The sequence below is a fragment of the Scandinavium lactucae genome (assembly GCF_033843265.1).
GTDB classification, from domain to species: Bacteria; Pseudomonadota; Gammaproteobacteria; order Enterobacterales; family Enterobacteriaceae; genus Scandinavium; species Scandinavium lactucae.
Genome location: NZ_JAWXRD010000002.1, coordinates 158,039 through 184,821, shown reverse-complemented (window position 1 = coordinate 184,821; position 26,783 = coordinate 158,039). Strand labels below are relative to the sequence as shown.

The 26,783-nt window shown below is 53.8% G+C and carries 26 protein-coding genes and 1 tRNA gene; 13 read left to right on the top strand and 14 right to left on the bottom strand.

Annotated elements, in window-relative coordinates; genetic code table 11:
* Positions 1–27: 27 nt before the first annotated feature.
* The 3 genes from mnmH to purE all read right to left on the bottom strand — a co-directional run bounded on the left by mnmH (position 28) and on the right by purE (position 2,761).
* Positions 28–1,098, bottom strand: a complete 1,071-nt coding sequence (gene mnmH / locus SIK69_RS02865) for a tRNA 2-selenouridine(34) synthase MnmH (protein ID WP_319785347.1) — start codon at positions 1,096–1,098, stop codon at positions 28–30.
* Between the two features lie 89 nt (positions 1,099–1,187).
* Positions 1,188–2,255 (bottom strand): 5-(carboxyamino)imidazole ribonucleotide synthase, encoded by a 1,068-nt coding sequence (purK, locus tag SIK69_RS02860; protein ID WP_319626816.1) that lies wholly within the window; start codon positions 2,253–2,255, stop codon positions 1,188–1,190.
* Positions 2,252–2,761 carry a 5-(carboxyamino)imidazole ribonucleotide mutase gene (gene purE, locus SIK69_RS02855; protein ID WP_319626817.1) on the bottom strand — a complete coding sequence of 170 codons (510 nt, stop codon included), beginning with the start codon at positions 2,759–2,761 and terminating at the stop codon, positions 2,252–2,254. The genes purK and purE overlap by 4 nt, the downstream gene beginning before the upstream one ends.
* Before the next feature lie 235 nt (positions 2,762–2,996).
* Between purE and SIK69_RS02850 the strand changes: the two genes are divergently transcribed.
* Positions 2,997–3,257 carry a DUF2534 family protein gene (locus tag SIK69_RS02850; protein ID WP_319626818.1) on the top strand — a complete coding sequence of 87 codons (261 nt, stop codon included), beginning with the start codon at positions 2,997–2,999 and terminating at the stop codon, positions 3,255–3,257.
* Positions 3,258–3,266: 9 nt separating this feature from the next.
* Here SIK69_RS02850 and lpxH read toward each other — a convergent pair whose 3' ends face one another.
* Together lpxH and ppiB are read right to left on the bottom strand one after the other, a co-directional pair.
* On the bottom strand, positions 3,267–3,989 hold the full coding sequence (gene lpxH / locus SIK69_RS02845; protein WP_319626819.1) for a UDP-2,3-diacylglucosamine diphosphatase: 723 nt from the start codon (positions 3,987–3,989) through the stop codon (positions 3,267–3,269).
* A gap of 3 nt (positions 3,990–3,992) precedes the next feature.
* Entirely contained in the window at positions 3,993–4,487 is a 495-nt protein-coding gene (gene ppiB, locus SIK69_RS02840; RefSeq protein ID WP_319626820.1) for a peptidylprolyl isomerase B, read from the bottom strand.
* 173 nt (positions 4,488–4,660) lie between these two features.
* Between ppiB and cysS the strand changes: the two genes are divergently transcribed.
* The 3 genes from cysS to SIK69_RS02825 all read left to right on the top strand — a co-directional run bounded on the left by cysS (position 4,661) and on the right by SIK69_RS02825 (position 8,719).
* Entirely contained in the window at positions 4,661–6,046 is a 1,386-nt protein-coding gene (cysS, locus tag SIK69_RS02835; protein WP_319626821.1) for a cysteine--tRNA ligase, read from the top strand.
* Between the two features lie 446 nt (positions 6,047–6,492).
* The gene (locus SIK69_RS02830) at positions 6,493–6,954 is read left to right on the top strand and encodes a YuaE family lipoprotein (protein ID WP_319626822.1); all 462 of its coding nucleotides are present in this window, start codon (positions 6,493–6,495) and stop codon (positions 6,952–6,954) included.
* 268 nt (positions 6,955–7,222) lie between these two features.
* Positions 7,223–8,719, top strand: coding sequence for an FKBP-type peptidyl-prolyl cis-trans isomerase N-terminal domain-containing protein (locus tag SIK69_RS02825; protein WP_319785346.1), 1,497 nt, complete (start codon positions 7,223–7,225; stop codon positions 8,717–8,719).
* Positions 8,720–8,756: 37 nt separating this feature from the next.
* Here SIK69_RS02825 and malI read toward each other — a convergent pair whose 3' ends face one another.
* The 4 genes from malI to folD form a co-directional block, all read right to left on the bottom strand.
* Entirely contained in the window at positions 8,757–9,773 is a 1,017-nt protein-coding gene (gene malI, locus SIK69_RS02820; protein WP_319785345.1) for a Mal regulon transcriptional regulator MalI, read from the bottom strand.
* 91 nt (positions 9,774–9,864) lie between these two features.
* The gene (locus tag SIK69_RS02815; RefSeq protein WP_319626825.1) at positions 9,865–11,364 is read right to left on the bottom strand and encodes a PTS transporter subunit EIIC; all 1,500 of its coding nucleotides are present in this window, start codon (positions 11,362–11,364) and stop codon (positions 9,865–9,867) included.
* A 235-nt stretch (positions 11,365–11,599) separates the two neighbouring features.
* A complete protein-coding gene (gene ybcJ / locus SIK69_RS02810; protein ID WP_319626826.1) occupies positions 11,600–11,812 on the bottom strand; it encodes a ribosome-associated protein YbcJ in 213 nt (70 codons plus the stop codon).
* A 2-nt stretch (positions 11,813–11,814) separates the two neighbouring features.
* Complete coding sequence (gene folD / locus SIK69_RS02805; RefSeq protein ID WP_319626827.1) at positions 11,815–12,681, bottom strand: bifunctional methylenetetrahydrofolate dehydrogenase/methenyltetrahydrofolate cyclohydrolase FolD; 867 nt, start codon at positions 12,679–12,681, stop codon at positions 11,815–11,817.
* A 361-nt stretch (positions 12,682–13,042) separates the two neighbouring features.
* On the opposite strand from folD, the gene fimA reads away from it, so the two are divergent.
* From fimA to sfmF, 6 genes are all read left to right on the top strand, one after another.
* Entirely contained in the window at positions 13,043–13,594 is a 552-nt protein-coding gene (fimA, locus tag SIK69_RS02800; protein WP_319626828.1) for a type 1 fimbrial major subunit FimA, read from the top strand.
* Positions 13,595–13,664: 70 nt separating this feature from the next.
* Positions 13,665–14,210 carry a type 1 fimbrial protein subunit FimI gene (gene fimI / locus SIK69_RS02795; protein ID WP_319626829.1) on the top strand — a complete coding sequence of 182 codons (546 nt, stop codon included), beginning with the start codon at positions 13,665–13,667 and terminating at the stop codon, positions 14,208–14,210.
* A 43-nt stretch (positions 14,211–14,253) separates the two neighbouring features.
* Positions 14,254–14,946 carry a type 1 fimbria chaperone FimC gene (fimC, locus tag SIK69_RS02790; protein ID WP_319785344.1) on the top strand — a complete coding sequence of 231 codons (693 nt, stop codon included), beginning with the start codon at positions 14,254–14,256 and terminating at the stop codon, positions 14,944–14,946.
* A complete protein-coding gene (locus tag SIK69_RS02785) occupies positions 14,946–17,528 on the top strand; it encodes a fimbrial biogenesis usher protein (protein WP_319785343.1) in 2,583 nt (860 codons plus the stop codon). The genes fimC and SIK69_RS02785 overlap by 1 nt, the downstream gene beginning before the upstream one ends.
* A 13-nt stretch (positions 17,529–17,541) precedes the next feature.
* Entirely contained in the window at positions 17,542–18,525 is a 984-nt protein-coding gene (fimH, locus tag SIK69_RS02780; protein ID WP_319785493.1) for a type 1 fimbria D-mannose specific adhesin FimH, read from the top strand.
* Positions 18,526–18,574: 49 nt separating this feature from the next.
* Positions 18,575–19,060, top strand: coding sequence for a fimbria assembly protein (sfmF, locus tag SIK69_RS02775; protein ID WP_374941298.1), 486 nt, complete (start codon positions 18,575–18,577; stop codon positions 19,058–19,060).
* Positions 19,061–19,108: 48 nt separating this feature from the next.
* Here the strand turns inward: sfmF and fimZ are convergent, their stop codons facing one another.
* Both fimZ and SIK69_RS02765 read right to left on the bottom strand, forming a co-directional pair.
* Entirely contained in the window at positions 19,109–19,741 is a 633-nt protein-coding gene (gene fimZ, locus SIK69_RS02770) for a fimbria biosynthesis transcriptional regulator FimZ (protein WP_319626833.1), read from the bottom strand.
* A gap of 897 nt (positions 19,742–20,638) precedes the next feature.
* A complete protein-coding gene (locus SIK69_RS02765; protein ID WP_319626834.1) occupies positions 20,639–21,316 on the bottom strand; it encodes a hypothetical protein in 678 nt (225 codons plus the stop codon).
* A 402-nt stretch (positions 21,317–21,718) separates the two neighbouring features.
* Here SIK69_RS02765 and SIK69_RS02760 point away from each other — a divergent pair.
* Positions 21,719–21,795: transfer RNA gene (locus SIK69_RS02760), tRNA-Arg, on the top strand.
* A 323-nt stretch (positions 21,796–22,118) separates the two neighbouring features.
* Positions 22,119–22,277, top strand: coding sequence for a YHYH domain-containing protein (locus SIK69_RS22915; protein ID WP_374941359.1), 159 nt, complete (start codon positions 22,119–22,121; stop codon positions 22,275–22,277).
* A 142-nt stretch (positions 22,278–22,419) separates the two neighbouring features.
* Here the strand turns inward: SIK69_RS22915 and SIK69_RS02755 are convergent, their stop codons facing one another.
* On the bottom strand, positions 22,420–22,803 hold the full coding sequence (locus tag SIK69_RS02755) for a DUF1090 domain-containing protein (RefSeq protein WP_319626836.1): 384 nt from the start codon (positions 22,801–22,803) through the stop codon (positions 22,420–22,422).
* Between the two features lie 198 nt (positions 22,804–23,001).
* On the opposite strand from SIK69_RS02755, the gene SIK69_RS02750 reads away from it, so the two are divergent.
* On the top strand, positions 23,002–24,123 hold the full coding sequence (locus SIK69_RS02750) for a ribosomal protein uL16 3-hydroxylase (RefSeq protein ID WP_319626837.1): 1,122 nt from the start codon (positions 23,002–23,004) through the stop codon (positions 24,121–24,123).
* Between the two features lie 86 nt (positions 24,124–24,209).
* Here SIK69_RS02750 and SIK69_RS02745 read toward each other — a convergent pair whose 3' ends face one another.
* Both SIK69_RS02745 and SIK69_RS02740 read right to left on the bottom strand, forming a co-directional pair.
* On the bottom strand, positions 24,210–25,562 hold the full coding sequence (locus tag SIK69_RS02745; protein ID WP_319626838.1) for an MFS transporter: 1,353 nt from the start codon (positions 25,560–25,562) through the stop codon (positions 24,210–24,212).
* Positions 25,563–25,608: 46 nt separating this feature from the next.
* Positions 25,609–26,697, bottom strand: a complete 1,089-nt coding sequence (locus tag SIK69_RS02740; protein ID WP_319626839.1) for a cellulase family glycosylhydrolase — start codon at positions 26,695–26,697, stop codon at positions 25,609–25,611.
* Between the last annotated feature and the right edge of the window lie 86 nt (positions 26,698–26,783).

Below are 26,783 nucleotides of genomic sequence, written 5' to 3'. Positions count from 1 at the left end.
CCGTGCCAGCGCCGCCGGGCAAAAGACTTATGCCGCCAGCCAGGCGGCAACGTCCTCGAAGTTTCCGCGAAACACGATCATCCCCGCCTTTTTGCCGAGCTGATAGCGATACATCGGGTCGTAATATTCCGCCAACAGCGGCGAAAGCCAGCTAAAATGCGCTTCGGTAGAACCGCTGCGCTGCTGCTCTACCAGGGATTCATCCAGCCTGGTGGTCAGCTCTGCGAAACGCTGCAACCCCAAACGGCGACGAATGGCAAACAACCCCTCATGCAGATAGTCGCTGTATTCCTGCCAGCCTTTATCCTCGCCAAACGCCTGAAGAAAATCGTGATGCATACGGGTGAAGTACTCTTCCCGCAGGCGTTCAAGGCGCACCTCAAACGGATCTTCCACCACCGCAATCGGCGATTGTGCCATGCGGTTGCGCAGGCATTCCGGCAGATGATTCGCCCCGATCATATGGCCTTCATCTTCCAGTACCCAGCGTGACGCATCTTTTTGCAACAGCTCGGTTGCCAGCGCATTTTCAAAACTCGCCTGTGAGAGCTGCGGTTGCAGCGTGCGGCCAAACGAGGAGCCGCGATGATGGGCCAGACCCTCCAGATCGATACCCGAAGGATGGGCCTGAACCAGCAGCGTTTTGCCGTTGCCGGTACAGCCGCCTACCAGCACCATCGGGCGCTCGACGAATTCTGTCGTTACCGCCAGCGCAGTTTGCCGCAGGGATTTATAGCCGCCGACGATCAGCGGCACATCGATGCCCGCCTCGCGCAGCCACTGTTGGGTGATGTGTGAGCGCTGCCCGCCACGGGCGCAGCACAAAAAAGACTCAGGCTGACGACGAATGGCTTCGCGCCAGGCATCAATGCGCTGCTGGCGCTTATCGCCCGCGACCAGCGTGTGGCCGAGTTTCAGCGCGGCATCGGCTCCGTGGCGCTTGTAGCAGGTCCCCACGGCGGCGCGCTCTTCGTCATTCATCAGCGGCAGATTTACTGCGGCAGGGACGCAACCCTGCTGGAACTCTACCGGGGCGCGTACGTCGATGATGGGCGTGCCAGTGCGTAGAATGGCGCGGAAATCCGTCCCATTAGTCATGGAGCATTCCTTATTGAAAAAGCATCAGGGGATTCTACGCGTGCAGGTGGGGGCCGGGGAAGGTGAAGATCAATCCCCGGCCAGATAGGTTAATTCAATTTGGACTGAGCCCAGGCGATACCGCTGGTGTATTCCGCCGGAAGCAGAGGGATCAGCGCTTCCAGCGTGGCGCTTAAGCGCCCGGTGTCGCTGTCGGTGAGGTTGAGATGGCCCACTTTGCGGCCTTCGCGCACCTCTTTGTGATACCAGTGCAGATGCACCAGCGGCAGCTTCAGCCAGTCGTAGTTCAGGTCGGTGCCAATCAGATTCACCATCACCGACGGGCTGTTGACCACCGGCGACGGCAGCGGCAGGTCGGTGACCGCACGCAGATGCAGCTCGAACTGGCTGATGGACGCGCCGTTTTGCGTCCAGTGCCCGCTATTGTGGACGCGCGGGGCCAGCTCGTTAATCAGCAGACCCGCTGGAGTGATGAAGCACTCCATCGCCATCACCCCGACGTAGTTTAGCTCGTTCATGATAGCCGTCAGCATACTTTCGGCCTGCGCCTGTTGCTGGACATTGGCCTGCGGGAAGGCGACGCTGACGCGCAGAATACCGTCCTGATGCAGGTTATGGGTCAGCGGATAGAACACCGTGCGCCCGTCATGTGCCCGCGCACCGACCAGCGACACTTCCCCGCTGAAGTTGATGCCTTGCTCAACGATACATTCGCCATAGCAGTCATCCGGCAATTGGGCGGTATCGCCCTCACGCAGACGCCACTGGCCGCGACCATCGTAGCCGCCGGTGCGGCGCTTGACGATGGCCAGCTCACCGAGACGGGTGAACACGCTCGGCCATTCCGCTTTATCGGCCAGCAGCTGCCACGGCGCGGTGGCCAAATTCAGTTTATCGAACAGCTGTTTTTGCGTCAGACGGTCGGCGATAACCGGGAACACGTCACGGTTAACGAAGGCAGGATGGCGGGCCAGCTCGCGGGTTAGGGCGGTTTCCGGCCAGCGTTCAATTTCGGCAGTAATCACGCTCTGCTGGAACGGGACCGCTTCCGGATCGGCTTCCAGGCCAACCGGCCAGACATCAATGCCCAGCGGTTCACCGGCCTGACGCAGCATACGGCCTAACTGACCATTGCCGAGGACGCAAACCTGCTTCATGCGTCACCCCGCGGGTCCGGATGCTCCAGAACCTCGTCAGTCTGCGCTTTACGCCACTCGGCCAGACGCTGGCGGAGCTCGCCATCGTGCGTCGCCAGAATTTGTGCGGCCAGCAGTGCAGCGTTGGCCGCACCCGCTTTACCAATTGCCAGGGTGCCGACCGGAATGCCACGCGGCATCTGTACGATAGAATAGAGGCTGTCAACGCCGCTCAGGGCCGCGCTTTGAACAGGGACGCCCAGAACCGGCACCAGAGTCTTCGCTGCAATCATGCCCGGCAGATGTGCCGCGCCGCCCGCTCCGGCGATAATCACCTGATAACCGTTGTCTTCGGCGGTTTCGGCAAAGCTGAAGAGTTTGTCCGGCGTGCGGTGTGCGGAGACCACTTCCACGTGGTGCGGAACGTTCAGGGTATCGAGGATTTCAGCGGCAAACTGCATGGTAGCCCAGTCGCTTTTGGACCCCATCACGATGGCGACACGCGCCGGATTGTTGCGGGAAGACATGCGTCTTAAAACTCCTGTGGGTGTGGAACACACTGCTTTGAAGGCCACAGAGAATAGCACGGAAAAACGTCAAGGAAAACGGTTGCGCGGCCAGTTGATGGGCGAATGAGAGACGGTTTTATCTGTTCCTGTAAATCTGGCCCATCGCGGCGCAAAATACGGTAAAGTCACCGCAGGATTTGCCTGTTTGATAAAACTGACTGCGACACTCGCAGCACCATCGTAAGGAGCATGTATGCTGAAGATACTTCACACCCCGGAGGGGAAAAAATTTCTGACTGCTGTGGCGATCGTTTTCATTATCGCCGTGACCGTCGTTTCTAAAGTCACGTTTCAGGGCGTAGAAGATCAGTACAACCTGCCAATGGAGCAGTGGAGCGTGTCAATGTACTTCATTCAGGGAGCATGGGCCGCCATCTACAGCGTGATGTTCACTATCATTGGTTCGCTGCCGTTTGGCTTCTACTTCCTCGGCCCAAAAGACGATCGCGGCTGATTGCGGCGGTCAGAAAGGAAAGGCTATCAGTTCGACATTATCGGTGGTCACTTTGACCATCGATCCCTCCGCATGCCAGGCACCCAGCACCACGCGAAACGCAGGCTGACCATTGGCGGTCAGTTCGTGGACGGCGGGGCGATGCGTGTGTCCGTGAATCAGCCATTGAACGTGATGTTGTTCCATCGCGGCGACGACGGCCAGCGGATTCACGTCCATTATCTCTATCGATTTATGGCTATTGGCACTTTTGCTGCCGTCGCGCATTTTGGCGGCGATGCGGCGGCGAATAAACAGCGGTAAAGCGAGGAAAAGCGATTGCAGCCACGGCTGGTGAACTTTGGCGCGAAACGCCTGGTAGCCCGCATCGTCAGTACACAGCGTGTCGCCGTGCAGAATCAGCACCGGACGCCCGTACAACTCGAGGCGTTGTTCTTCCGGAAGTAACGTCATGCCGCTTTCGCGGGCAAAACGCTTCCCGAGCAGAAAGTCGCGATTACCGTGAATGAAATAGCAAGGCACACCAGATGCAACCAGCGCGTTGATTTCTCTCGCTATCTGCTGATGTAACGGCTGCGGATCATCGTCGCCAATCCAGGCCTCGAACAGATCGCCGAGAATGTACAGTGCGTCGGCGCGGCGGGCTTCACCGCGTAAAAAACGCAGAAAACCGGCGGTGATCGCCGGTTCTTCTGGGTGCAGATGCAAATCTGCAATAAAGAGTGTCGCCACCGATTACTCGCTGACGGTTACGCTTGTGATGATCACATCTTCTTTTGGCACGTCCTGATGCATACCGCTGCGGCCAGTTGCCACGGCTTTGATCTTATCGACCACGTCCATGCCTTCAGCCACTTCTGCAAACACGCAGTAGCCCCAACCCTGCAGGTTTTCGCCAGAGAAGTTCAGGAAGTCGTTGTCGACCACGTTGATGAAGAACTGTGCGGTAGCGGAGTGTGGTGCCTGAGTACGGGCCATTGCCAGCGTACCACGGGTGTTTTTCAGGCCGTTATTGGCTTCGTTTTTGATCTGGTCTTTGGTGGCTTTCTGATTCATGCCTGGCTCAAAGCCGCCGCCCTGGATCATAAAACCGTTGATAACACGGTGGAAAATGGTGTTGTCGTAAAAACCTTCGCGGCAGTAGTCGAGGAAGTTTTTAACGGTTTCAGGCGCTTTATCATCAAAAGTTTTGATTACGATATCGCCGTGATTGGTGTGGAAAGTAACCATTTTTGCATCCTGTTTCGATATTGTGGTGCGTCGACCCACGTTAGGGTCACATATAGAGGGGTGTTATAGCATAACCGACGGGTTCGATCATCTTGCAATGCGTGCTGCTTCCGCAATGAATTTACGTGTAGAATATGCCGTTTACGACCACACACGTTTACATGGAATCTTCAATGTTAAAAATCTTTAATACACTGACGCGCCAAAAAGAGGAATTCAAACCTATCCATGCCGGGGAAGTCGGCATGTACGTGTGTGGTATTACCGTCTACGATCTCTGTCACATCGGCCATGGCCGTACGTTTGTGGCGTTCGACGTGGTGTCCCGCTATCTGCGTTTCCTCGGCTACAAACTCAAGTATGTGCGCAACATCACCGATATCGACGACAAAATCATCAAGCGTGCTAATGAAAACGGCGAAGATTTTGTGGCGCTGGTTGACCGCATGATTGCTGAAATGCACAAAGATTTTGATGCACTGAACATTCTGCGCCCGGATAACGAACCGCGCGCGACGCACCACATTCATGAAATTATTGAAATCACCGAGCGCCTGATCGCCCGTGGTCACGCGTATGTCGCAGAAAACGGCGACGTGATGTTCTCAGTGCCTAGCGATCCGAACTACGGTCTGCTATCGCGTCAGGATCTGGAGAATTTGCAGGCGGGCGCACGCGTTGACGTAGTTGACGTCAAACGTAACCCGATGGACTTCGTGCTGTGGAAAATGTCCAAAGCGGACGAGCCAAGCTGGCCGTCTCCGTGGGGCGCGGGTCGTCCGGGCTGGCATATCGAATGTTCGGCCATGAACTGCAAACAGCTCGGTTCCCATTTCGACATTCACGGTGGTGGCTCGGATCTGATGTTCCCGCACCACGAAAATGAAATCGCGCAGTCCACCTGTGCGCACGATGGTGAATACGTTAACACCTGGATGCACTCCGGGATGGTGATGGTCGATCGTGAAAAAATGTCTAAATCGCTGGGCAACTTCTTCACCGTGCGTGACGTGCTGAAGTATTACGACGCGGAAACCGTGCGTTACTTCCTGATGTCAGGCCACTACCGTAGCCAACTGAACTACAGCGAAGAGAACCTCAAGCAGGCGCGCTCTGCGCTGGAGCGTCTGTACACCGCGCTGCGCGGCACCGATGCGTCCGTTGAAGCCGCAGGCGGTGAGGCGTTCGAAGCCCGTTTCCGTGACGCGATGGACGACGATTTCAACACCCCGGAAGCCTATTCCGTGCTGTTCGACATGGCGCGTGAAGTGAACCGACTGAAGGGTGAAGATGTGTCGGCGGCGAACGCGATGGCATCACATTTGCGCAAACTCTCCGGTGTGCTGGGCTTGCTGGCTCAGGATCCGGAAGTGTTCTTACAGGGCGGGGCACAAGCTGACGACGGCGAAGTCGCGGAAATCGAAGCGTTGATCAAACAGCGTCTGGAAGCACGTCAGTCGAAAGACTGGGCGGCAGCCGATGCGGCGCGTGATCGTCTGAATGAAATGGGTATCGTGCTGGAAGACGGTGCCCAGGGGACAACCTGGCGTCGTAAGTAATCCACTTGATGTTAATGCCCTCCTCTGCTGTGTGAGGGGGGCATATGCTTCCCTCGCTGCCTTCTTTATGTTTTTGTTACCGCACTTCTATCTCTCGTCATTTATTTTTTCTCGCCAGGAATGCGTGAGTTTCCGATATTAATTTAACTGAAAATATTATTCAGATATCTTTATTTACCTCTTCGTTTTTCACGGAATATTCCTTTTTCGCCTTGATTTGTTTGGGTTTTTTCTTGTTTTTGTTTTTATATTCATTTGTTTTATTGATGGTTTACCATGTAAATATTGAGCGTCTTGATTATTGGTGCTGATTTAAAAAATAAAGCCTCTTTCCTATGCAGTCTGATGTGCGATAATGCGCGAATACGCTTTCCATCGCTTATCTATTTACTAACATTATGCATTCCTATTGCTACATTTTTTAAATGTTTCGAGGCTTTCTAATTATGATTTTAAATCATGCTTGCAGTGGCTTTATAAAACAAACGTCATGCTTATTATTGGTTTTAACCGGAATGATTAGCGGTTGCCAACAACACGTGCAGCCTAAACCAGTCGTCAGTCAATCATCGTCTGCGGATGTCAGTTCTGTCCCATCGCCGCAACTGATGACTGAAACGAAAAGCCCGGAACCGGTGGGCGGGAATTCAGAAGGTATGGCTTCCACCTGCCAGCAGGAACTGTTGGCGCTTTCAAAAGTAAATCAGACTGCCTATGCGCAGCGGAAAGCTTCTTTCGATGATTTACTCGCTAGCGCCTCCGTATATACAAATGTCCGGGGTGATATTGGAGAAGACACTCGTACCACTATGGATGCGCTCTACAAATACAAAACGCAAAAACTTTGCAGCGATATCGAGCAATCTGTTCGCCAGGCTCTGATTAATCGTGGAGAAAACTTTAAATGATTGACTCAAGAACGATATTTTTTTTTTCACATTCTCGACCCTGATTGGTGGGGTTGCGACAAATAATGCGCGTGCCAGCGATGAGATGACTACCGTCCAGTCGCTGAATGACATTACAGCCCAATCGAGCGAGATCCCCGCATTACTGACGGGTAAGACCATTGACCTACCGCCTGCGGTTGTTGAAAAAACAGCTAAAACTAAGCATGTGAAAAAAACGACCCACTCCGAAATAGCGAATGCTTCCAAAAGCCCAATTTCTATTAGTGTGCAAGAAAATACCGCATTACAGAAAAAACTCACCGACACCCAGAAGCAATTAGATAGCCTTCAGCAGCAGTGGCAAGTCGCGAACCAGCAGCTCGACGAAAAAGCGCAACAGCTGGAGCAACTGCGTACTACGCAAAAAAATGACACCACCGATGCGACCGACCTGAAAAAGAGCCTGGCTGAGAGTCAGAAGCAAATTGCTGCTCTCAAAGAAGAGATCTCCACCCTGACGGCAGCGCAGGTGACGAATCAGCTTGAACTGGCGGCAGCTAAAACGCGCGAAAGCCAGGATATCGTGCAACTGAAAAAATTGCTGGCTGATACCCAGGATCAGAAAGCATCTATGAGTGCGCAAATTGCTACGCTTACCGCTTCACAGGTAGAGAATGCCAAAGCTCTTGCTGCGGCGAAGGCGGGTGGTTCTGAAGCCGTGGGGGCCCTGAAGCAATCGCTGAATAAAAGCCAGTCTGAGTCTGCCGAGCTGAAAAAATCGCTGGCCAGCGCGCAAAGCGAGGCTACGGTGTTAAGCAAACGTATTGCCGAACTGACCGCCGCGCAAACGGCACAGACTCAAGCCCAGACCGCCGCAAAAGCGGATGCCGATAAGGTGATTGCCCAGCTGAAAATATCCCTAACGGAAAGTCAGAATCAGGCTACGGCGTTGAACAAGCAGGTAACGGAATTAACCGCGGCGCAAACGGCGAATGCCAAAGCACAGACGGCAGCGAAAGCCGATGCCGACAAGGTGATTGCGCAGCTAAAAACCTCCCTGAGTGAAAGTCAGGCTCAGACAACGGCGTTAAATAAACAGGTCGACACTTTACAGGCGGCCAGTAAAGCGGCACCGATTGCTACCGCAGCGCCGGATTCAGACGATAAACTCCGTGCCTATTCCCTGGGAACATTGTGGGGGCAGGAAATCAGGGGCGCGCTGGCCAACGTGCAGGCAGATGGCTTTACACCTGACCTGGCGCAGGTTGTCAGCGGCGTTTCAGATTCGCTTAGCGGCGAGTTTAAAATCCCGAAAGAGAAGATCATGGCGCAGCTAGATACCATGAATAAACAAGTTCTCGCTCGCCAGAAACAGAGCTCTGAAACAGCAGAAAGTGAAGGTGATAAATTCATCACTGATTTCAGTAAACAGACCGGCGTGAAGAAAGCTGAGATGGGTTACTACTACCGCGTGTTAGATGCTGGCCGCGGTAAAATTAAACATGGTGAAGTTGTTGCTGTCTCGGTGAAAGAGAGTCTGAGCAATGGCAATGTTATCAAAGATATGGCGAAGACAAAGCAGGTGGTGACGCTACCTCTCGATCAGTTCCCGCCGGTGTTCGCTTCGTCGATCGGTCTGGTGGGCAGCCACGGTAAGGTACAGATCGTTGTGCCGCCAGAGCTGGCCTACGGGGATCGTGGACAGCCACCGCAGATCCCACCGAAAGCGACGATGGTGTACGAGATAACGGTCCAGGATGTGAAGCCTGCGCAGGCCAAATAATCCACTGTTTTAATGCCCGAGCTGCTCGGGCATTTTTTTATGCTGATTCCCGCGCCACCAGTTGCCCGGAAAGCGTTATCTTTTGCGTCTGCAATTCAGGTTCTTTCAGCTTTCTGATAATCAATCCGGCAGCCTGTCGGCCCGTTTCTTCACTGGCGGAGGAGACGTAGGTAAACGACGGCGAGGTGAGATTCACGTGCAACATATCTTCAAAGCCTATCAGCGCGACCTGTTGGGTGAGAAATACGTCTTTACCGATAGTACGCCCCACCTGATGAATGCCGTTGATGCAGCCGATCATCGCATCCGGTGAATGGCAGAGCAGGGCGGTGAGGGTGTTGTTTTTCTCCAGCAACTGGCGGGTGGCGATGCTGGCAGCATGGGTATCATCACTGCACGCCGGGGCCGAATCCTCTTTATACACCATGCCGCTTTGCACCAGCGCGCTGCGAAAACCCTGCAACCGTTGTTGGCGAATCAGGCAATCGACCTGCCCACCGATGTAGCCGATGCTGCGGTGTCCGCGTTCTATCAGATAACGGGTCGCGAGGTTGGCGGCCTGGCGGTTATCGCGCATCACCAGATTACAGTTTTCTTCCATCAGCGACTGGGACACAACGACCAGCGGCAAAGGGCACTGGCGCACTAACTCAGGCAACGTGGGGCGCGTGGTGTCGGACGCCAGATAGATAACGCCAGCCACGCCCTGTTGTTTAAACGATAACAGGCAGCGTTCGAGGCTTGCTCTGTCGTCCTGTGGCTGACCGAGAAACACCATAAATCCTTGTTTTTCCAGCTCCTGAACCACGCTTGCCATCACTTTGATGGAGAAGCTGTCGCTGAAATCACGCAGGATAAGGCCAATCAGATTGGAAGTATTGGAACGCAGGTTGGCGGCGGCAACGTTATGCACGTAGCCGAGCTGGCTCATCGCCGCCTGAACTTTCTCAATGGTGGCGTCGGATATTTTTCCCTTCTGGCGCAGAACCAGCGAGACGGTGGAGACCGACACGCCCGCTTGTTTTGCCACATCGATAATGCTGACTTTTTTCAAACCTGCTCCCTGAAAAAACCGCCACAATCAGCCAGATAACACAACGTCCCCCGCATGGGCAGGAGACGTTGGACAGCGTACCATCTTCCGCTTATTTGCCAATCATCGTCGACATGGTTTGTGCGATAAATTGCGCCCGGGCACCAAAAATTACCTGAATACCGGTATCGCCGACGAAGACCACGCCACGCGCCCCGACCGCATTCAGGCCATCTTTATCCACGATATCGCTTTTCGCGACTTCCAGACGCAGACGGGTGATACAGGAACCGACGGAGTCGATATTCTGCGCGCCGCCCAGCAGGCTGATAATTTCCGTCGCCAGCTCGGTGTCCGTTTTATCATTCGCATTGGCGGTGACGCTGGTACGGCCCGGCGTTTTCACATCAAAGCGGCGGATAACAAAGCGGAAGGTGAAGTAGTAAATCAGCCCCATTGGGATGCCGATAATCACCGCGCTGAGGAAGTTAGTCTGGTAACCGTTGAACGACGGCAGGATGCCAAACGACAGATAGTCGATGAAACCGGCGGAGAAGGATTTCGCGATATGGGCGTGCATCAGATACATGGTCATGTACGCCAGGCCCGCCATGATGGCGTTGAACACATACAGGATCGGTGCCACAAAGATGAAGGTAAATTCGACCGGTTCGGTTATCCCGGTCAGGAAACAGGTCAGTGCCGCGGAGAACAGAATACCAGCCGCGATTTTTTTGTTGGCGGTATGCGCTTCATGGTACATCGCCAGACAGGCTGCGGGCAGCGCGAACAGCATCAGCGGGAACTCGCCCTGCATGAATTTACCGGCATTCTGGTAGCTATCGCTGCTAAAGGATTTCACGCCTTCTTCCAGCATTTTGAACCAAATGGTTTGGTCGCCATGAATCACCTGGCCTGCCTGGGTGGTGTAATCCCCGAAGGAGTACCAGAACGACGGATACCAGATATGGTGCAGGCCGAGTGGGATCAGTGCGCGTTCAACGAGGCCGAAGATAAAGGTTGATGCCGCCTGGTTATCGCCGTTGACCACCACGGACAGGGCATCAATTCCCGACTGAATATGCGACCAGATGTACGGCAGCAGCAGACCCATGAGGAATGACAGGAAGGCGGTGGCGATGGCCACAAAGCGCTTCCCAGAGAAGAAGCCCAGGAATTCCGGGAGCTGCATCTGATGGAAGCGGTTGTAGCACCATGCGGCGAGCACGCCGCAAATCAGGCCGCCGAAAACGCCCATTTGCAGGGTCGGAATGCCGACCACCATCGCGTATTTTCCGCCCTGAGAGGCCATCTCTGGCGTAATGCTCAGCACCGTGCTGATGGTGATGTTGGTAATAAACACCGACACCGCAGCAGACAACGCGGCAATCCCCGATTCAGATGCCAGCCCCACGGCGGAACCGATGGCGAACAGCATCGGCAGGTTATCGAAGATAACGCCCCCGGCGTTCATCATTAACGGCAGATGGAATTTATCACCGAACGCCAGCAGCAGACCGGCCGCAGGCAGCAATGAAATTGGCAGCATTAACGCGCGACCAATCATGGATAATTTTGACAAAGATTTAACAAAACCTGAGAACAGACTCATGCTGTTTTCCCCCGACCTGAGACCCTGAGATGCACTTATGACGTGCTGTTATTGTAAGTAGAACGTTTTAGTAGAACGTTCTACTTATCGTCTAAGAAGTGTACTCGGCATGCAACTTAAATTTCACATGTCGTCAGAGGAAATGATGATTCTTTGAAGTCGATCGATAATTAAGAGGAGGGGAATGCGTTGCGTCGGCCCGGCAAACAGAGTGCCGCCGGGCACAAAACGGCTATCAGGCGATAACGGTAATACTCTGTCCGGCGAAGCTCACGGTCTGACCGGCAACGATTTTGCAGCGTTTACGGGTTTCGATTTCACCGTCGACGCGAACCAAACCGTCAGCGATGACGATTTTCGCCTGCGCACCGCTTTCGCTCCAGCCTTCGAGTTTCAGGAGATCGCACAGTTCAACGTGCGGGTGTTTGCCTAAAGAAAAAGTGGCCATTCTTATACGTCCTTAACATCATGATATTCTTCACACGCCTGCAGCGTGTTCTGGATTAGCGTTGCCACGGTCATCGGGCCAACGCCTCCGGGTACTGGCGTAATATACGACGCGCGCGCAGCGGCATCGTCAAAAATCACATCGCCAACCACTTTCCCGCTTTCGAGACGGTTAATCCCGACATCGACCACAATCGCGCCTTCTTTGATCCACTCACCTGGAATAAAGCCCGGTTTACCGACCGCCACGACTAACAGATCGGCATTCTCAACGTGCTGGCGCAGATTTTTGGTGAAGCGATGGGTCACGGTGGTGGTGCAGCCAGCGAGCAGCAGTTCCATGCTCATCGGGCGACCGACGATATTGGATGCGCCGATAATGACCGCATTCAGCCCATAAGTATCGATATTGTAACGCTCAAGCAGCGTCACAATCCCGCGTGGGGTGCAAGGGCGCAGACGTGGCGCACGCTGGCACAGGCGGCCAACGTTGTACGGATGGAAACCGTCGACGTCTTTATCGGGGGCAATTCGCTCAAGCACTTTAACGTTATCAATTCCAGCGGGCAGCGGAAGCTGAACCAGAATGCCGTCGATGGTGTCGTCGGCGTTAAGGGTATCGATAAGTTCCAGCAGCTCGGCTTCAAGCGTGGTTTCCGGCAGATCGTAAGAGCGGGAGATGAAGCCCACTTCTTCACACGCTTTGCGTTTGCTGCCGACATAAATTTGCGACGCAGGATTGCTGCCGACCAGCACAACCGCTAATCCAGGGGCGCGTTTTCCGGCGTCAATTCGCGCCTTCACTTTTTCCGCGACCTCAGAGCGTACCTGCTGCGCAATCGTTTTACCGTCAATAATCTTTGCTGCCATCAGAGAGAAGATTCCGTCTGTCGAGTTCGAAAGGGGGGATGCCTATATTTTGTCAGAAGCCGGGCGTGATGTCAGTCACCGTTTACGTTTTTCTGGCGTACAGGTCTGGAGGCGAGCTAAAACCCCTCCGGATCATAGGACTTTTCTTGGTGGTTAATCTTAATGCAGTCATTTCTTAATTCTTATTAGGACGCAGCTGAACGCGATCGCAGCTTTTATACGTATTTTGCATCAGGCGAATTGTTTAATTTAGTGCTACTGCTGCGGGCCATATTTCCGTTCAGTGTTGAAGGAACGACGAAACTTATTTTCGGATAGTTTCTTCGCCGTGAATAATTAGATAAATCATCAAGGAAAAATCATGAAAGTTAGCAAAATCGCTGCGTCTCTGGTCGCTACTCTGGGTCTGTTTGCGGGCGCAGTGCATGCCGATGCCACTAGCGTAAACGGCGGTACCGTGCATTTTAAAGGCGAGCTGGTTAACGCCGCCTGTGCCGTCAGCACGGACTCCTCTAATCAGGAAGTCAACCTGGGCCAGTACCGCACCGCGTCTTTCGCAAAAACCGGTGATACCTCGGCGAAAATCCCGTTCACTATCGTGCTGAACGACTGTGATCCTGCCGTGGCAGCGACCGCTGCTGTTGCGTTCTCGGGCCAGATTGATGCCAAAGACAACACCCTGCTGGCCGTGGCTTCCGGTAACAACGCCGACACCGCGTCAGGCGTAGGTATCGAAATTCTGGATAACGCATCCGCCACTCTGGCACCGAACGGCAGCGCATTCTCTGCCGCGCAGAACCTGACCGAAGGCACCAACACCCTGCACTTCAGCGCACGTTATAAAGCCACTGCCGACACGACTGCGCCGGGCCAGGCTAACGCTGATGCAACCTTCGTTATGAAATACGAGTAAGACCTCGTCGCGCTCAGGATGAGCATTGCCTCAGGGATGAGGCTCGTTTTCAGACTCCCGGGAAGTCAACATGATACGGACGTTGCCGCTGCTGGCATTGATGATTTTGGCTGCATTCCCCGCCTTCAGCCACAGGGTTGTGGTGGACGGTGGGCGCGTTCAGCTGCGCGGCGAACTGGTCAACAGCGCCTGTGCCGTGGCGCAGGAAAGCCAGGAACTGCGCGTCGAAATGGGCCAGTACCGCAGTAATACCTTCGGTGAAGTGGGCTCCTTTTCCACTGTGACCGTGCCGTTCTCGCTCCATCTCGTCGAGTGTCGCCCCGATATTGCAAGCCTGGTCGGCGTGAGCTTTCAGGGCCTGAGCCCGGCGGAAGACCCGCAGGTTTTTGTCGCCTCGGCCAAAGCCACCGGTATGCCTGGGGAAAGCGGTTTGGGGCTGGCGCTATTTGATGGGCAACAAAAACTTATTATTCCTAACGCACCGCCTGAACATTATTTCCCGATAACCGCTAAAGAAATGATTTTACATTTCAGTGCCCGTTATCGCGTTATTTCATTGCCGCTAGTACCAGGGAATTTACTCACCGATGTCTGGTTTACCCTCGTTTATCCGTAAATATCAGACGCTGTCAGAAAATAAGAAAACAGGTAAATGGGTTATGATCCGCTTAATTAAAAAAACAATTTTACTCTCATTGCTGCTGCTCACCGGTGCGCTGCCTGCTCAGGCGGCGGGTGGCATCGCGCTGGGTGCAACCCGGGTGATTTACCCTGCCGACGCCAAACAAACCTCGCTGGCGCTGAGCAATAGCAACAAGCAAGAGCGCTACCTGATTAACGCGTGGATTGAAAACACCCACGGTCAAAAAGAAAAAACCTTCGTCATCACGCCGCCGCTGTTCGTCAGCGAACCCGACAGTGAAAACACGCTGCGCATCATCTACGCCGGGCCTACGCTTGCGGCAGATAAAGAGACACTGTTTTACCTGAACGTGAAAGCGATCCCGTCGATGGATAAAAAGAGCGGCGATAACAGCAACGTGCTGCAGTTGGCGATCCTGTCGCGCATCAAGCTGTTTGTGCGTCCGAAAAATCTTGAGATGCAGCCCACACAGGCGCTCGAGAAGCTGGCATTCACCCGTAGCGGGTCAGCCCTCAACATCAATAATCCATCCCCGTATTACCTCACCCTGGTCAATTTACAGCTGGCAGGGAAAAAGCTCGATAACGTAATGATCGCGCCAAAAAGTCGCGCCACGGTGACGCTGCCCGCGGGTGCTCAGGGCACGTTGAGCTGGCAGAGCGTGAATGACTACGGGGCAATCACGCCGGCCCGTCGTGTGAATCTGTAATGAACGTGCTCACTCTCCCGCGACGCCCCCCGCGTCTAAAACTGCTCACGCTCGCGCTGTCGGGCTTATCGTTCGCCCCTGGCGTGCAGGCAGAAAGCTACTTTAACCCGGCGTTTCTCTCGGATGATGCGGCGGGCGTAGCGGATCTGTCGCGCTTTGAAAAAGGGCATCAGCAAGCAGCCGGGGTTTATCGCGTCGATATTTGGCGTAACGAGGAGTTCGTGGGCGCACAGGATTTGCCCTTCGAACCTGCCGACGGTACCAAACCCGCCGCGGGCGGGTTAGCCCCGTGTCTGACGCCTGCTCTGCTCAAGCGCCTCGGCGTAAACACGCTGGCGTTTCCCCTGCTGGCTAAAGCGGACAAAGACGCCTGTGTGGCGCTGGAAAAAGCCATCCCGGGTGCAGAGGTGCTGTTTGATTTTGCGGCCCTGAAGCTCAGCATCAGCCTGCCTCAGGTGGCGATGTTCAACAGTGCGCGCGGCTACATTCCCCCGGAGGAGTGGGATGAGGGCATTCCGGCCCTGCTGGCGAATTACAGCTTCAGCGGCAACCGGGGGAGCGAGGATGACAGCTACTTTCTGAACCTGACCAGCGGCCTGAACTACGGCCCGTGGCGGCTGCGCAATAACGGCACCTGGAGCTATTCCAACAACAATAACCAGAAGGAAAACCGCTGGCGGAACGTGGCGACCTGGGCACAGCGGGCCATCGTGCCGTGGAAAAGCGAAATCGTTCTCGGCGACAGCAATACCGGCAGCGATGTGTTCGACAGCGTCGGCTTTCGTGGGGCGCGCCTCTACTCCTCCGACAGCATGTACCCCGACAGTATGCAGGGCTTCGCACCGACGGTGCGTGGTATCGCCCGCACGCCAGCCAAAATCACCATCCGCCAGAATGGCTATGTGGTCTACCAAAGCTATGTGCAGAGTGGGGCATTCGCTATCACCGATCTCAACCCGACCTCGTCGAGCGGTGACCTGGAGGTGACGGTGGATGAAAAAGACGGCAGCCAGCAGCGTTATACCGTGCCGTATTCATCGGTACCGCTGTTGCAGCGTGAAGGGCGCTGGAAGTATGACCTGGTGGCCGGGGATTACCGCTCCGGCAACAGTCAGCAGGACACGCCTTTCTTTGCTCAGGGCACACTGATTACTGGCCTGAACGGCGGCTATACGGTTTACGGCGGCACGCAGCTGTCAGAAAACTACACCGCCGTGGCGCTGGGGCTGGGCAAAAACCTCGGTGACTGGGGGGCGGTATCGGTAGACATCACCCATGCTCACAGTCGGCTGGTGGACGACAGCACCCACGACGGGCAATCGCTGCGTTTTCTGTACGCCAAATCTCTGAATACTTTCGGCACCAACTTCCAGCTGCTGGGCTATCGCTACTCGACCAAAGGATTCTTCACCCTCGACGATACGACGTGGAAGAACATGAGTGGTTACCAGTACAGCGACAAAGATAAAGATGAAAACGGTGTGCCGGACATCATCAGCTATCACAACCTGACGCAGAACAAAAAGGGGCGTTTTCAGGCCAACATCTCGCAGCAGCTCGGCGACTACGGCTCGTTGTATCTCTCAGGCAGCGAGCAAACCTACTGGGGCTCGGATGAAACCAACACCTGGTATCAGGTCGGTTATTCCGGCGGCTGGCGCGGGGTGAGCTATTCCTTGTCGATGTCGTGGAACAAATCGATTGGCCTCCCCGGCACCGACCGCATCGCATCATTCAACCTGTCGGTGCCGTTCAGCATCTTTAACAACGGTGCAGAGCGCCGCGATTCCGCGTTTGACAGAGCCTACGCCACGGTGTCGGCCAGCCGCAACAGCGATGGCGATAACAGTTGGCAGAGCGGCGTCAGCGGCACGCTACTGGAAGGGAACAACCTCAGTTACAGCGTGACCCAGGGCAACGCCAGCGGGCGCGGCTACACCGGCAGCGCCAGCGCTAACTGGCAGGCGACCTACGGCACGCTGAGTGGGGCGTACAACTACGACCGCGATCAGCACTCCCTTAACTGGCAGGCGGCAGGCGGCATTCTGGCTCACGCCGATGGTGTCACCTTCAGTCAGCCGTTGGGTGACACTAACGTGCTGATCAAAGCGCCGGGTGCAAGCGGCGTGAGCATCGAAAACCAGACCGGGGTGAAAACCGACTGGCGCGGTTACGCGGTCATGCCGTACGCCACGGTCTACCGCTACAACCGTATCGCGCTGGACACCAATACCATGAGTAACAGCACCGATGTGGAAAACAACGTCAGCAGCGTAGTGCCGACCGAAGGGGCTATCGTGCGTGCGGCATTCGATACGCGTATTGGTGTGCGTGCGTTGGTAACCGTGCGTCGGGGTAACCAGCCGGTGCCATTCGGGGCGATGGTCCGGGAGAACACCAGCGGCGTGACCAGCATGGTGGGCGACGACGGACAAATTTATTTAAGTGGTTTACCGCTGCGCGGTGAGCTGTTGATTCAGTGGGGCCAGGGGGCGGGATCGCAGTGCCGCGCGCCTTACACGCTGCCTGAAAAGAGCCTGCAACAGGCAATCACGCTGACGGAGATCCGCTGTGAAAAATAAAGCCATCACCCTTATGGTGCTGGGGTGGGCGATGTTGTCTACCTCCGCTTGGGCCACCGTCTGTCGTAACTCGACCGGTGTACCGACGGATGTGTTTTACGATTTGACTGACACTTTCACCAGTGCCAATAACCAGGTCGGACAGGTGGTGACGCTGAGTCAGAAATCGGGTTGGGTAGGGGTGAATGCGGTGTGCCCGAGCGGCACCAGCGGGAACACCACCAAACGTAGCTATGTCAGCCGTTTTCCGGTGGTTAGCACTGAGGGTGGCTATAAATATCTGAAGCTTAACGACTATCTTGATGGCGCGATGCAGATAACTGACAGCTACGCCGGGACGTTCTATCCGCCGCAGAATTATATTCAGATGGGCTCGCACCCTAACGTGTCAAAGCAGAAAGCTTTCCCGGTGAATGACTCGAAGCTGGTGTTCCGCCTGAAAGTGACCCGGCGTTTTATCAACATGGTGGTGATTCCTAAGCAGACGATGTTTAACGTCTATGTGACCACCACCACTGCCGACCCGTTGACGACGCCGGTCTACACCATCAGCTACAGCGGCACCATCAACGTGCCGCAAACGTGTGAAATTAATGCTGGCACGGTGGTGCAGTTTGATTTCGGGGATATCGGCGCATCGCTATTCAGCCAGGCAGGGGCGGGCAATCGTCCGGCCAACATTCCGCCGCAGCAAAAAACCATCGCCATCAAATGCACCAACGTGGAATCACAGGCGTACCTCACCATGCGCGTTGAGGCGGAGAAAAGTCAGGGTAACGCGATGGTTTCCGATAATCCGGATCTGGGCTTTATCGTGGCCGACAGCAGCGGCAACCCGCTGACACCGAATAACATCAACAGCAAAATTCCGTTCCGTCTGGATGCCAGTGCGCAGGCGCGGGTGGGGATCCGAGCATGGCCGATCAGCATCACCGGCAATAAACCGGCAGAAGGGAAGTTTACGGCGCGGGGGTATTTGCGCGTGGATTATGACTAAGGGCCAGCCAATGAAATCAGTGAAATTATGTGTAACCTTGCTGGCTGGCATGCTGATGTGCCCGGGCGTTCGCGCGGATAACGCGCTGGGGGCGGTCAACATCGAACTGTTCGGCAACGTGGTGGATTACAGCTGTGTAGTGGAAGCCGCCGACAGTGACAAATCGGTTGAACTTGGGCGCTGGGCAACCAAACAGCTACGTAACGCTGGCAGTACTACCTCGGTCATTCCTTTTACCCTCAGCCTGACAGGCTGTCCACCGGGCTCGGCATCGATAACCTTTGCCGGGAAAGCAGACGACAGTGATCCGACGCTGCTAGGGCTTAATGGCGGCAGCAATGCCAGCCGGGTGGCGGTTGAAATTCGTGACGCAGACCGCAGTCGGCTGCCGCTACAGCAGGCCAGTAAAGAGGTCACGGTGGATGCGTTGGGCAATGCCACGCTGCAGTTTTATGCCAACTATATTGCGACCGCCGACAATCCGCAGCCAGGCAAAGCCGATGCGGATGCGACGTTTATGATTAATTACAACTAATCGGTTCAGCGTCATTCCCAATATTTTACCGGGGAATGACGCTAGCGCTTAAAGCAGTTCGTGGGATTTGGCGTAGTCAATCAATTCAACAATGGTATGTACGCCGAGTTTGGAGAAAATATTTGATTTATGTGCGCTGATTGTCTTGTTGCTGAGCAGCAATTGCTCGGCAATTTCTTTATTTGACAGACCGTTTACCAGGTAGCGTAACACCGTCACCTCGCGATTAGAGAGTGGCAATTCGCTCAATTCTCCACGGCGCGAAGCGGTGTTACTGAGAAAGTTAAGGGTATCCGACGGGAAGAATGAATATCCGTTCAGCAGCATTTCCACCGCTTTGTAGATGTCATTGTGATCCTTTCTTTTGCTAACGAAACCATTCGCGCCAGCACGTATTGCCCGCCCGGCATAATAATTTTCAGATTTCGAGGATAAAAAAAGGACCTTCGTTTGCGGACTGATGTCATTGACTCGTTTCAGTAAAGAAAATCCATCTGTTCCCGGTAGTTCGATGTCAACGATTACCAGGTCTACTTTATTTTTACGCACATAATCAATGACTTCGCGGCCATCATCTGACTTGAGGGCGACGTGAATATTGCTATTTTTCTTCAGCAGAACCTCTATCGACATCCTCACGATAGGTTGCTCATCCATAATAACAACGGAAGCAGGTTTCATTTTCTATTCCTCAGATCATGTATTCAAGTGTGCAGCGTTCGCGAAGAACTCTGGCACCAGCCCAGCGCCAATGGGTTGCATTCTTCAATAACCCGTATTGCGCAAAGAAGCGTTGTCATGGGTATGAGAAGAAAACAATAATTGGCTGATCGGCCAGTATTCGTAAAAACGATGGGTGTAATCAGGAAATCCTGATGCATTGATTATTTATCCGTTGGTGTGAGCTACTCTTCCTTTTTTTACTGGCGGCAGAATTGTCGCATTGAACTATTATTCATAGGCGATTGTTTTGCCTGTTTTGTTATTAGTCTCAATGTCGTTGATTATACCGTGTAACGTTTTAGGAAAAAGCCTGAGATTATGACAATTAACTTTACTAATTACGATGTTCTGAATGAGATTGGCATGCAATTTTCTTTTGGGGTGAATTTCTGCGGTTTATCGGTTTGCTGACGCTAAGTTTTCATGTAATAGCAAAAAACAAAACATGCGACTGCTTGTTGTAGGGTTGTTAAAATATTCTCGAATTGTTATATCACCCTCCCTCAAGGGACGGCGTAAAAAAATGCAGTCTTAATAGAGTGTTACCGCCATAGCCCTGCACCAAAAGTCTGAGCCTGCCTACACGGTTACTTGCCGAAGGTTGTCCTGTTTTGAGGACCCTTGATGGGCCGCTTTTGCAACCCTGCTCACAATAACCTCGAATATATCACCTGCAATACTGAGTTTATTCTTCTCTCTCAGCATCAAATTCCAGAAATTCTCTTCTATGAGGTGATTCGTTTTGTGTTGTACCAGATATTAGGAATAGTTGTAATTGTTTCATTTTGGTTAAAAAATTACCGAATATTAACTTTAATTTAAGTAATTTCTTAAATATTTCCCGGCATCAGCAGGTTATTCCGAGTGATGGCTATCGCGGAGCGCGTTGATGCGCTGTAACAAGCGCAGGAGCTGCTGGCGATGATTTAAACGAAGCAGTGACAGTACACAACCCACGCGATAAATGATTCGATGATAGGGACGCAGCTGTAAGCGGGCGATGCTGCACAGCGAATGACCGTTGGATATCAACATCAGCACACTCCACTCTTTGCTTTTAAACAAACGTGAGACCAGAGGCTGAGGGGGATCGTGGAGTTGAAAAGCATGACGAGCCTGCACCAGCGCCAGACGCTTATCAATTATTCGACAGCGGCAGGATGCCTGTAAAAAACGCAGTGATTCCCGATCGGTTTCTGGCGTAATCAGCGCAATGTCCATCTGGGGGTGGCGTTGCTGTAAATCTCGCAGCCGATCAAGCAGAGTGAGAGTTGGCTGACTCCAACCCTCGAGGTCAACAATCAGACACAGGGGGAGGGTTTGTCGAACCACGTTCAGCGCTTCATCGAAATCGTCATAAATGCGGCACAGACAGAGCGGAACTGGGCTGTGGCGAACGCCGATGGCAAGGTAGTGGTCACGAGTCACCAGAATGCGATAGTCACAATAGCGTGCGGTGTGGTTGAGCAGGTCGCCACGATCCACCAGGGCGTTATGGGGCAGGGGAAGTGAATGCCCCTGAAAATCCATCATATTACGCCGCCGCCTTTCCCTGCGTAGCATCACGCGCATCGTTTCCCTCCCGGCACGTTCGCACTGGCTCACGCCTTTTATTCAGTATCGGCATGAGCGAAGAAATATTGCCTGGCGTGTTCCCGACAACCCCCTGTCATTGCGACTGCTCCCGTCTTTGCATGACCTGTTCCATTGTTGCTACAGGAAAACTCTGAAGGTACCAGGCGTTGCTTAAACCGTGGTTGGATATTTCGTAGTGAGAGGGCAGATAAAGGTGGGTGTCTAAGCTTTAATCAGTTGAGCGCGCGTGTTTTGGGCATCTGGATGAAGAAGGGGAATTTGAGGGCGAAAGCCATTGACTCACCAGGCATTGACCGTATAATTCGTCGCGTTCAACACCGCGAAGTTCATCTTCTCAGTGCGCCCTTAGCTCAGTTGGATAGAGCAACGGCCTTCTAAGCCGTAGGTCACAGGTTCGAATCCTGTAGGGCGTACCATTTAAGTTCAGTGACTCCTTCCTCTCAAGCAAAAGATCAGTTGTGTAAAGTGCTGTGCTTGTATAGCTAATTGGTTATTGTCTGGCTTTTTTCACCTTTTAATCCCTCTAACTTTTTAAGAATTGTAATTCATATACACCCTCATTCATTTTATATGGTTATGAGTCATTCCTCATGCATACATTAAACAGTGGGTTTGATAAGGTATATTAATAAGAGAATTAAAGTAGACATCTATCGTAATGGGGTTACTATGGGGGTGTTATTTTATTCTGGTGTTATGGAGTGCTTGTTTATATCGGAATATGACTCAGTAGTTACCAATGGGTATTATTAAGGATAATATAATGAAGAGAATTTTACTGGCACTATTCGTGCTTGCTTATGCGAGTAGCGCCCTTGCTCACTCTGGCGGCACCAACTCTGAAGGTTGCCACACACAACACTCAACTGGCGAATATCATTGCCACAATAAAAAATAACATCGTTATGAATGTTTTTTCCATATAGGGATTGGTTTTGCCCTGCTGATTTTGGGCTTAATAATTATCTTCAAATATGACGTGAAATGGTAAGCGCCGAAGGACGACTGACTTCGGCGTTTATTTTTGTCAGATAGCCCGACTATTTATTCAGCTCATCCTTAGCCTGCGCCAGTTCGTCTTTGGCGTCATTCAGCTTCTCCTGCTTTTTCTCAATCTTATCAGCACGGCCCGAGGCTTTTGCTTCGTTTAACTCCTGCTCGCGCTCCGCCACTTTTTGCTCTTTTTTACGCACATCGGCTTCACGATCTGCACGCAGAGAGGCATCGGTACAGTTGGCCGTCACTTCCGCCAGCGCCTTCTCCAGGCCCGCCACGCGGTAGCTATTGTTATGCGCTTTCGCGTAGTCAATTTGCTGTTCGATATCGGCTTTCTTGGCCGCGCAGCCCGTTAAACCCGCCGCTGCAAAAGCTGAGGTCGCAGGCAGTGCCAGCAGCAGCAGGGCAAACGTCATATTCCTTTTCATCACGGTCATTTCCTCATTTTTCTCAACACGTTCGTTTGTCTAAGGAAAATCTTACCGTGGAGATCTTAATGAATTCTTAAACGAGGGATAAACAGGGCGGATGAATCATTTTTTCGCCAACCCTTGACCCTTAACAAAGTCGGCCTGGAGGAGGTGGCGCATAATCACGCCCGTTTATCCTTTTACTGGTGTGATTGTATGGTTAACCAACTGAACCTTAACTGGCCCGAGTTTTTAGAGAAATACTGGCAAAAAAAGCCGGTTGTGTTGAAGAATGCCTTCCCGAACTTTGTGGACCCGATCACGCCGGATGAACTGGCCGGTCTGGCGATGGAGCCGGAAGTGGACAGCCGTCTGGTCAGTCAGACCGATGGGAAATGGAACGCCAGCCACGGACCGTTCGAGGACTTTGACGGCCTGGGCGAAACCGGCTGGTCGCTGCTGGCGCAGGCGGTGAATCACTGGCATGCACCGTCGGCGGAGCTGGTGCGTCCTTTCCGTGTGTTGCCGGAATGGCGTCTGGATGACCTGATGATCTCCTACTCGGTGCCCGGCGGCGGCGTGGGTCCGCATATTGATAACTACGATGTGTTTATCATTCAGGGTATGGGGCGTCGTCGCTGGCGCGTGGGTGATGCCATTCCGATGCGTCAATTCTGCCCCCATCCGGCGCTGCTGCATGTCGACCCGTTTGAGCCGATTATCGATGTAGAAATGTCTCCGGGCGACATTCTGTATATCCCGCCAGGATTCCCGCACGACGGTTTCACCTTTGAAGACACGCTGAACTACTCGGTCGGCTTCCGGGGGCCAAACGGACGTGACCTGATCAGCAGCTTCGCGGATTACGCCCTGGAAAATGATTTAGGCGGTATTCATTACAGCGATGCAGATTTGACCGTGCGTGAACATCCGGGCCGGGTCGAAGAGTATGAGCTTGAACGCCTGCGCGCGATGATGATTGAGGTTATCAGCCAGCCGGAGGACTTTAAACAGTGGTTTGGCCGCTTCGCCACCACCCCGCGTCATGAGCTGGATATCGCCCCGGCAGAACCCCCGTATGCGGAAGAGGAAGTACTGGATGCGCTGACGGGGGGCGAAACCCTGACCCGTCTGAGCGGTCTTCGCGTGCTGCATATCGGCGACAAGTTCTTCGTCAACAGCGAAGCCTGGAACACCGTCCACCCTCAGGCGGCCGATGCGCTGTGTCGTTTAACCGAAGTCGGGCAGGAAGAACTGGGTGATGCGCTGCACAATCCGGCGTTTATCGCCGAACTGACGGCGTTGATTAATCAGGGTTACTGGTACTTCGAAGCGTAATTCTCCTGGCACCCGGCGGCGCTGCGCTTGCGCGGACCTACAAATTCATCACGTAGGCCTGGCAAGCGTAGCGCCGCCGGGCGTTTTTATTCCTGCTGCAAGGCATGACGCCTATCTGCCAGCAGACGACAAATCTCCGCGTGTTTCTCTTCGGTGAAGGTAAAGCGTGACATAAAGCCTATGCGAATCAGCGAGCCAATCGCCGGGAGCAGGCAAACCCCAAAGAACAGTCCATTCAGCACCGCATCGCTCTGCGTTTGTGCCTGTGGCACGTAGCCAATCAGGGTCAGAAACAACCCAATAAGCCCCCCGCCAACCGCCACCGACATCTTGCCGGTGAAGGTCTGTCCGGAAAAGGTGATCGCCGCGCAGCGTTTGTGGGTGTGATATTCGGCATATTCGATGGTGTCGGCAATCATCGATGAGGTCAGAATATTGCTCATCATCACGAACAGGGTGCTCAGACCCAGCAGCAGGAACAGCACTGCAGTGTGGTGATATCCGGCAAACCACATCACCACCCGCACCGCGATATCCAGCCCGCAGAGGATCATAAACAGCTTCCGCTTCTGCATTTTACGGGTCAGCATCGGCGCTACCAGGCATACCACCGCAGCAACGATCCCCATCAGACCAATCACCATTTGCAGGCTGGCATCGCCCATGTTGTAGATAAAAAAATAGATGTAAATGCCGTTGGCGACGTTATGGAATACACAGAAAAAGAACGACAGCAGAATAATAAATAACGGTTTGTTCTGCCGCAGATTACGGAAGGTATCCCGCATGGTGACTTTTTCCGGACTCGGCGGTACACGTTCTTTAATTTGCAGGAAGCCGTTTAGCATCAGTGGCAGGCCAACCAGCATCATCACCAGCGCCGCCATAAAGTAGCCTTTGTCGTTGCTGTACTGGGCAAAGAAGGCCGCCAGTTTGGGGAAGAAAATATTGGCGCAGGCGATGCCCGCATTCACCCCCAGCATTGCCGCGGTCACCGCGCGAGTACGCTCCCCGGAATCGTTGGTCATCACCGATGACATCGACCAGAACGGAATATCGGAAATCGCATACAGGGTGCCCCACAGAATATAGGTCGCGCCCGCGTAGAGAATTTTGGTGGTGGTATCGGCCTCTATTTTATAGAACGACAGCAGGGTCACACCGGTGATTAGCAGCGGCGCAATCAGCAAAAAGTGACGGAACTTGCCGAAGCGGCTGTTGATGGTGTCCATGAAGCTGGCAAACAGCGGATCGTGGACCGCATCCCAGGCGCGGGCGATAAGGAAAATGGTACTGGCGGCGAGGGCGGAAATGCCCAACACATCAGTATAAAAATAGTTAATAAACGACCCGACTAAGCCAAAGCTAAAACACTGACCTAAACCATAACCAAAATAAGACCACAACTCACGAGACGGTATTTTCATCGTATTTGCCATAGCGCGTACCTTTCCCCGCCAGCGGTCTGACGGGGTCATATTCTTATTAACGGGTAGGGTGCAAGCCAATCTGGCTCAGTTTACCTACCAGGGTCATTTCCGCTTTCGAGAACGGAATACCGTTTTCTTCGAATACGTCGTGGAACCACAGGCGACAATAGTCTGGCGAGTTTGTCATCACCACCGGCCAGGGCAGCCAGGTCTGGGTTTTGCCGCGCACCAGGCCCCACTGGTACGGCGCAACGTTGGCGGCGTGCATCAGCGGGAGCTGTTCTTCAATGGTGCTGCCGACGTGGCGCGCCAGCCATTCGGTACAGAAGATCGGGCGGCCCAGTTGTTGCAGCTGATGAATAATGGCCACCATCCGCGCGGTATGGGTATAGGCGTGAAAGCTCACCACGTCAGACAGCGCCAGCGCGGTCTGATCGAGCGGATGCTGCCAGAACTGCTCGTTCTCCGTTTCCGCAGGTAGACGCCAGGCGCAGACGGTCAGCGGTTGCTCGGGATCTTCGTCGCGCACCCATTCGAATGCCCGCTGCATCAGCTCATGCGCGTAGTCTTCGAGCTTTGCATCGTACTGCACTTCCACGGTGCCGGTGGCGAAGATCCCCCGGTTGCCCGGTTCGTTGTAAAGGTCCCACAGCAGGACGCGTTTATCGCACCTGAACTCACGCACAATATCGCGCACGTAGCGCTCAATCAGCGGCCAGTCGTCGCGGTTGCAGACTTTCGCCCGACCCGGACTCGCCGCCGCCTGACTGTTATGTTTCCCCGGCACCGGGGCTTTTTGCGGCCCGAGGTAGGGCTCGTCGCCAGAGAAACCGCAGTCGTCCATCAGAGTCAGCATGGTACGAAAGCCGTGATTATCGGCAATGTTTAAGAACCGGTGGATGCGGGCAATCAGCCCGTCGCGGTCATGTTCCCAGACGATAAACGGCAGATTGATACGCAGGCTGTTGTACCCGACGTCTGCCGCCCAGCCGAGCTCACGTTCGATGGTTGGCGCGTCAAAGGTCTCTTGTTGCCAGATATCGGTCCAGTTCACTGCGCTGGACGGCAGATAGTTAAAGCCGCACAGCCAACCCTGTTGCTGATACCACCCCTGCGCCTGGGCCTGACTCCATTGCTGTTTCATGCTATTCCTCGTTGCTGATAATATTTAGCTAATAAATATTAGTTGGTGGATAAATCAGCAAATGGCATGACGTGAAATAGCGACTG

What these genes read in the sequence shown, in the direction of transcription:
- mnmH (WP_319785347.1), bottom strand. Translation starts at nt 1,098, where the DNA reads ATGACTAATGGGACGGATTTCCGCGCCATTCTACGCACTGGCACGCCC.
- purK (WP_319626816.1), bottom strand. Translation starts at nt 2,255, where the DNA reads ATGAAGCAGGTTTGCGTCCTCGGCAATGGTCAGTTAGGCCGTATGCTG.
- purE (WP_319626817.1), bottom strand. Translation starts at nt 2,761, where the DNA reads ATGTCTTCCCGCAACAATCCGGCGCGTGTCGCCATCGTGATGGGGTCC.
- SIK69_RS02850 (WP_319626818.1), top strand. Translation starts at nt 2,997, where the DNA reads ATGCTGAAGATACTTCACACCCCGGAGGGGAAAAAATTTCTGACTGCT.
- ppiB (WP_319626820.1), bottom strand. Translation starts at nt 4,487, where the DNA reads ATGGTTACTTTCCACACCAATCACGGCGATATCGTAATCAAAACTTTT.
- cysS (WP_319626821.1), top strand. Translation starts at nt 4,661, where the DNA reads ATGTTAAAAATCTTTAATACACTGACGCGCCAAAAAGAGGAATTCAAA.
- SIK69_RS02830 (WP_319626822.1), top strand. Translation starts at nt 6,493, where the DNA reads ATGATTTTAAATCATGCTTGCAGTGGCTTTATAAAACAAACGTCATGC.
- SIK69_RS02815 (WP_319626825.1), bottom strand. Translation starts at nt 11,364, where the DNA reads ATGAGTCTGTTCTCAGGTTTTGTTAAATCTTTGTCAAAATTATCCATG.
- ybcJ (WP_319626826.1), bottom strand. Translation starts at nt 11,812, where the DNA reads ATGGCCACTTTTTCTTTAGGCAAACACCCGCACGTTGAACTGTGCGAT.
- folD (WP_319626827.1), bottom strand. Translation starts at nt 12,681, where the DNA reads ATGGCAGCAAAGATTATTGACGGTAAAACGATTGCGCAGCAGGTACGC.
- fimA (WP_319626828.1), top strand. Translation starts at nt 13,043, where the DNA reads ATGAAAGTTAGCAAAATCGCTGCGTCTCTGGTCGCTACTCTGGGTCTG.
- fimI (WP_319626829.1), top strand. Translation starts at nt 13,665, where the DNA reads ATGATACGGACGTTGCCGCTGCTGGCATTGATGATTTTGGCTGCATTC.
- fimC (WP_319785344.1), top strand. Translation starts at nt 14,254, where the DNA reads ATGATCCGCTTAATTAAAAAAACAATTTTACTCTCATTGCTGCTGCTC.
- SIK69_RS02785 (WP_319785343.1), top strand. Translation starts at nt 14,946, where the DNA reads ATGAACGTGCTCACTCTCCCGCGACGCCCCCCGCGTCTAAAACTGCTC.
- fimH (WP_319785493.1), top strand. Translation starts at nt 17,542, where the DNA reads ATGGTGCTGGGGTGGGCGATGTTGTCTACCTCCGCTTGGGCCACCGTC.
- sfmF (WP_374941298.1), top strand. Translation starts at nt 18,575, where the DNA reads ATGCTGATGTGCCCGGGCGTTCGCGCGGATAACGCGCTGGGGGCGGTC.
- fimZ (WP_319626833.1), bottom strand. Translation starts at nt 19,741, where the DNA reads ATGAAACCTGCTTCCGTTGTTATTATGGATGAGCAACCTATCGTGAGG.
- SIK69_RS02765 (WP_319626834.1), bottom strand. Translation starts at nt 21,316, where the DNA reads ATGATGGATTTTCAGGGGCATTCACTTCCCCTGCCCCATAACGCCCTG.
- SIK69_RS22915 (WP_374941359.1), top strand. Translation starts at nt 22,119, where the DNA reads ATGGGTATTATTAAGGATAATATAATGAAGAGAATTTTACTGGCACTA.
- SIK69_RS02755 (WP_319626836.1), bottom strand. Translation starts at nt 22,803, where the DNA reads ATGAAAAGGAATATGACGTTTGCCCTGCTGCTGCTGGCACTGCCTGCG.
- SIK69_RS02750 (WP_319626837.1), top strand. Translation starts at nt 23,002, where the DNA reads ATGGTTAACCAACTGAACCTTAACTGGCCCGAGTTTTTAGAGAAATAC.
- SIK69_RS02745 (WP_319626838.1), bottom strand. Translation starts at nt 25,562, where the DNA reads ATGGCAAATACGATGAAAATACCGTCTCGTGAGTTGTGGTCTTATTTT.
- SIK69_RS02740 (WP_319626839.1), bottom strand. Translation starts at nt 26,697, where the DNA reads ATGAAACAGCAATGGAGTCAGGCCCAGGCGCAGGGGTGGTATCAGCAA.